Annotated in this window: 4 protein-coding genes; all 4 read right to left on the minus strand. The window is 40.2% G+C overall.

The window, feature by feature from the left end:
* Positions 1-206 precede the first annotated feature (206 nt).
* The gene (locus tag EYW48_RS20390) at positions 207-1007 is read right to left on the minus strand and encodes a class I SAM-dependent methyltransferase (protein ID WP_080532969.1); all 801 of its coding nucleotides are present in this window, start codon (positions 1005-1007) and stop codon (positions 207-209) included.
* 134 nt (positions 1008-1141) lie between these two features.
* The gene (locus tag EYW48_RS20395; protein ID WP_277432964.1) at positions 1142-1816 is read right to left on the minus strand and encodes a Shedu anti-phage system protein SduA domain-containing protein; all 675 of its coding nucleotides are present in this window, start codon (positions 1814-1816) and stop codon (positions 1142-1144) included.
* A gap of 146 nt (positions 1817-1962) precedes the next feature.
* Positions 1963-2913, minus strand: a complete 951-nt coding sequence (locus tag EYW48_RS20400; RefSeq protein WP_277432965.1) for a toll/interleukin-1 receptor domain-containing protein — start codon at positions 2911-2913, stop codon at positions 1963-1965.
* An 807-nt stretch (positions 2914-3720) separates the two neighbouring features.
* The gene (locus tag EYW48_RS20410; RefSeq protein WP_277432966.1) at positions 3721-4140 is read right to left on the minus strand and encodes a hypothetical protein; all 420 of its coding nucleotides are present in this window, start codon (positions 4138-4140) and stop codon (positions 3721-3723) included.
* Positions 4141-4341 lie beyond the last annotated feature (201 nt).

The following is a 4341-nucleotide window of genomic DNA, read 5'->3' on the forward strand; positions in this document are numbered from 1 at the left end:
TGAAAAGCATCAAACTCAGGTTGTTCAAGGATCCATTTCGATCAAGCCAACTTGCCGAAAACACGGAACGAATTCTCAATGAAATCGTAGCTTTGACCTTAAAAACTCATCAAACACATAACGCCGCATTAAGGTGTGAGCAGCGCTTGGCTACACTTGAGCGAAGCGAAAATGCCAAGCGTTGCGAATCACTCTTAAATGCTTTGTTAACTGCACTTTTTCGCAATAACTAAACCATGGTTACTGCTACCAAGCAATGATGGTTCTGCACATGTAGCAAGGTGATACTTCAACCAAGCTTGATACTGCTGCTCGCTAAGTTGGTTGACCTCTTGACCAATAAAACGAACATAACCATCTGTTGCTACGTGATTTTCGACACTAAAACCCGTGTTAACTGCTAGAGATTCAATTTCAGACGGTTTAGCAAAGTAACCAGTTCTAAAAAATGGGTCTACGTCAGGTGACGTAACTAAGCCACTTTCATTTAAATCACTTAAAACGGTTGGAGAAACCAAATCGTTAGACATTTTTGCTAGCAAACCTGCAACAAAGAAACGGCTGATATAAGCTATCGCAACAATCCCATTTGGTTTTAAAACTCGATGAGCTTCTTTCAGCACTTCTTCTCGGGCTGACTTGGATTGTATGTGATAAAGCGGTCCCAATATTAATACGATATCTTGACTGTCATTCTCTATAAAGCTGACGTCTGTTGCGTTTGCTTCGTGGACAGATAAGCTCAAAGACTGTCGTTTTGCATTACTATTGAGTTGTTCAACTAGTTCAGGGACTAGCTCAACCGCTGTTACATTAACGCCTTGTTGTGCGTAATGAAGAGAATAACGTCCAGTCGCAGCACCAAGCTCAGTTAAATGACTTGCTTGCTCGATATAAGGCTCCAACACACTCAATGTTGTATCAAACTCAATACGCGTAATATTTTGTGAAAGAAGACGCTTCTCCTCATCAAAACTTGCGTAGTACTCCATATATTCTTCTTGCACGACTTCCTCCTGTGCAGTTAACGCCCAATTAAGTGGTGAACAACGCACTGACCAAGCCGCTGCATTGCACCGTAAACACTTTACCTGACGCATAGTAAAACTGCCACGCGTTGAGAATCCACTTGAATTGTTTGTTAGCCGTAATTTGGGAACACTTTTTGTTTAAGCTTTCGCAATAACCGAGAATAAGATATTACTTGAACATTCGGATGCATCCGATTCCAAGCAGCTTTAAATTCTCTAACCATTTCTGCTTCGGACTCTTCTTCCGTACCTATAAGAATAATACCTCTAGGCTCACGAAAACCTTTAAGACCTAGCTCATCACGCAGATATGCTTGAGATTTTGAAGCAGTATCGATGTAGCTAATTAATTGACAGATCCCTTTATTAGAATCTGCGGAAAGATAGACTCTTTTCCCTTTGTGAACAAAAGCGTTTTGGCGAGGACCTTTTAACTCGAGAATAAACCACTGCAAACCATCACTATTTGCACCAGAAATGACGTAATCTGGAATCATCCCACCTTTTGCGTCACCCGAAGAAGGACGCAACTCTAATTTAGGGTATATCCAAGTTGCATGGTGGCCTGTCGAAAACAAAAAAACAGTTAAAGCTAATACTTCCGGATTGCGCGCAAAATACTTTTCAACTTCAGTTTCACTTGCCTTACCATTTACTAATGATTCAAATTCAATATATTGCGCTTCCGTAACGTCATGCTGCGATACATAATGATCTTTCTTGGGCCAGTGTTCAGGCCAATCTTCAAAGATGGAATCTACGCTTGCTGGTCTTATTTTTATCATCCAAATCTCCATTACGGCTAACGCCGCATTAAGGTGTGAGCAACGTTGCCACCTAACCTAAACCATTGCGCTGTAAACACGAAACCCAACCTTGAACTGAAAATGCCAAACGTTGGGAATCACTCTTAAATGCTTTGTTAGGTACTTTATCGCTGCAGATGTTGAATGAAAATTGTCCAAAAATACTCTGCCGCCCCCTCTTGCGACAATTCATTAGAGTTAGTTTGGATAAAGCTCATCCCTAAAGGCTTAAGGTGTAACGAATACCCATCATCACCAACTGACATTTGCTCATTATAACTATTGTCACTCGAAGTTTCGGTATTCGAATAGTAGATACCCTTTGATTGGAACGAGTGACCGCCTAGCCATAATGTGCATTGGGCTGAGCGCTCCCCATGACTGTACAACGAAGCAGTAAACCGATTATTGTCTACATGCCTGAATTTCGCTTGTAAATGGCCGTAGCGACTTTCAAGCTCTTTTAAAGAACCTTCGAAATAACGAGCCACATATTCGAAGCTAGCGTCAATAAATTCATCTTTTTCATGATCACTAAACGGGCGCTTAACTCGCAAATTGCTTGAACGGACAGAGTTATCATGTCGAACTGATAAGGAAGGCTTTGGTTGCAGTTGAGGTGTTGAAATATGGCTTACTGAAATACTTTCTACCGCCTCTCGGATATGTTTAGAGATGATTGCGAACGCTTCATGTTGATTGGCATACATAGAAATAGGCTTGCCATCTGTTGGCGTTGCCAAAAGTTTGCCAAAAGGCGCACCATGCCAATCGCAAGGGTGCAGGATCACTGGAATAACTACAGCTTCACCAGTGTTGTGCCTTTCCATAGCACGAGCCATTTCCTTTTCGTAGCAATAGTCCGAAGCTAGGAAATAAGGACTCACTAGCAACACAATGACATTAGCTGACTCCAAGTGAGTATTGATATCTGCATCAATTTCAGAGCCAACTACAATACGACGATCATGCCATGTTGAAATAACGCCTTGTCGTTTTAACAAAGATAAATGGACTTCCATTTCATTGCGATAATCTTCATCCTTATGACAATACGAAAAGAATAACTCTACCACTTCCGACTCCAAGCAAATTTTGTACACAACTACAGAAATTGCGCCACTTGTAACATATTTCAAGATGTCATACCCACAATTGTTCTGAATTGTGACTGAAGTTGACTTGTGACGCAAAAGTACCTAACGCCGCATTAAGTGGTGAGCGACGCTAAACACCAATGCCTCGACAAACCACTTAAAACGCAAAAACTGAATTTACACTAAAGCCGCCAAGCGTTGCGAATCCGTCTTAAATGCTTTGTTATGCAAATTCAATAAGATAAACCAGAAGTTACACCAAATTTGATTAAGAAAACAATCAAAATATAGGCTAAGTGAACCAAGAATCAGCCAAAGCCTGAACCTTGATAAATAAGTCGCCAAAACAAAGTCCACCTTTTAGCGACAAATGAAGCTTTTGCACCAGAAAAACTCAACGAGCAAAATATTCAGCTAACTGGAAACTCTCGATTGGCTAGCCATTTCCACACTTTGCGCCCGCTAAATTTACAACGCGCCAACGCTAAAACCGATTGAGGCAAACCAAGAAATTTGCCTGTTTTACGGTTTGAGTTGACCAAGAATTTAAGGGTAAAAATGCTCATTTGCCGACAACACAAAACGAATAGCCGGAGAAATCCAAAAGATTGAACCCCTAAATTTACCTGAGTTGCATAACGCCCTGTTAAGGTGTGAGCAACGCAATACCAAAGCTCCCGCATAACACCTTAAACACTAAACGCAACGCATAGTAAAAATGCCACGCGTTGCGAATCACTCTTAAACAGATTGTTATGTGTGTCTTTTAAAACATGCAATTCGTCTTTATGACTTATGGTTACAGTGATAGACACTACTAGTTGCATTCATTAAACGTAAGTTTTCCATATGTTCACCGATAAAAACTGCAGAATATATTTTTAACGTGTTATCACTATATTCAATAGTCATTGCTCTTTTAGTGGAAAGTTCGGCATTTTCTAACCATGATGTGAATAAAAGATATGTTTCATCAACCACCCATATGCCATCAATATCATACTTAGATTTAGATAACTGACCATTTCCGAATGTTTGTTCTTTTATCACGGCGGTATTCATAATAGTGAATGAGATATCTTCTATATGTGTAAATATTTCTTGGCAGCCTCCCAATTTAATAACTTTCTTACCATCCATTTCATGGGCACTGACGGCCATATTCAATGAAAGTAATAACATTAAAAATCCAGTTTTTAGTCTCATAACAAACCCACTTATCTAACAACACCTTATTAACAACAACCATAAATGCTTATACTTACTTAGCAATAAGCGAGGCACATAACGCCCAATTAAGTGGTGAACAACGCACTGACCAAGTCGCTGCATTGCACCGTAAAACACTTTACCTGACGCATAGTAAAACTGCCACGCGTTGAGAATCCACTTGAATTGATTGTTATG

The organism is Vibrio sp. 1180_3 (genome assembly GCF_029478545.1).
Taxonomy (GTDB): Bacteria; Pseudomonadota; Gammaproteobacteria; order Enterobacterales; family Vibrionaceae; genus Vibrio; species Vibrio aestuarianus.

Coding starts and splice junctions, on each gene's coding strand:
- EYW48_RS20395 (WP_277432964.1), bottom strand. CDS start 1,816: ATGATAAAAATAAGACCAGCAAGCGTAGATTCCATCTTTGAAGATTGG.
- EYW48_RS20410 (WP_277432966.1), bottom strand. CDS start 4,140: ATGAGACTAAAAACTGGATTTTTAATGTTATTACTTTCATTGAATATG.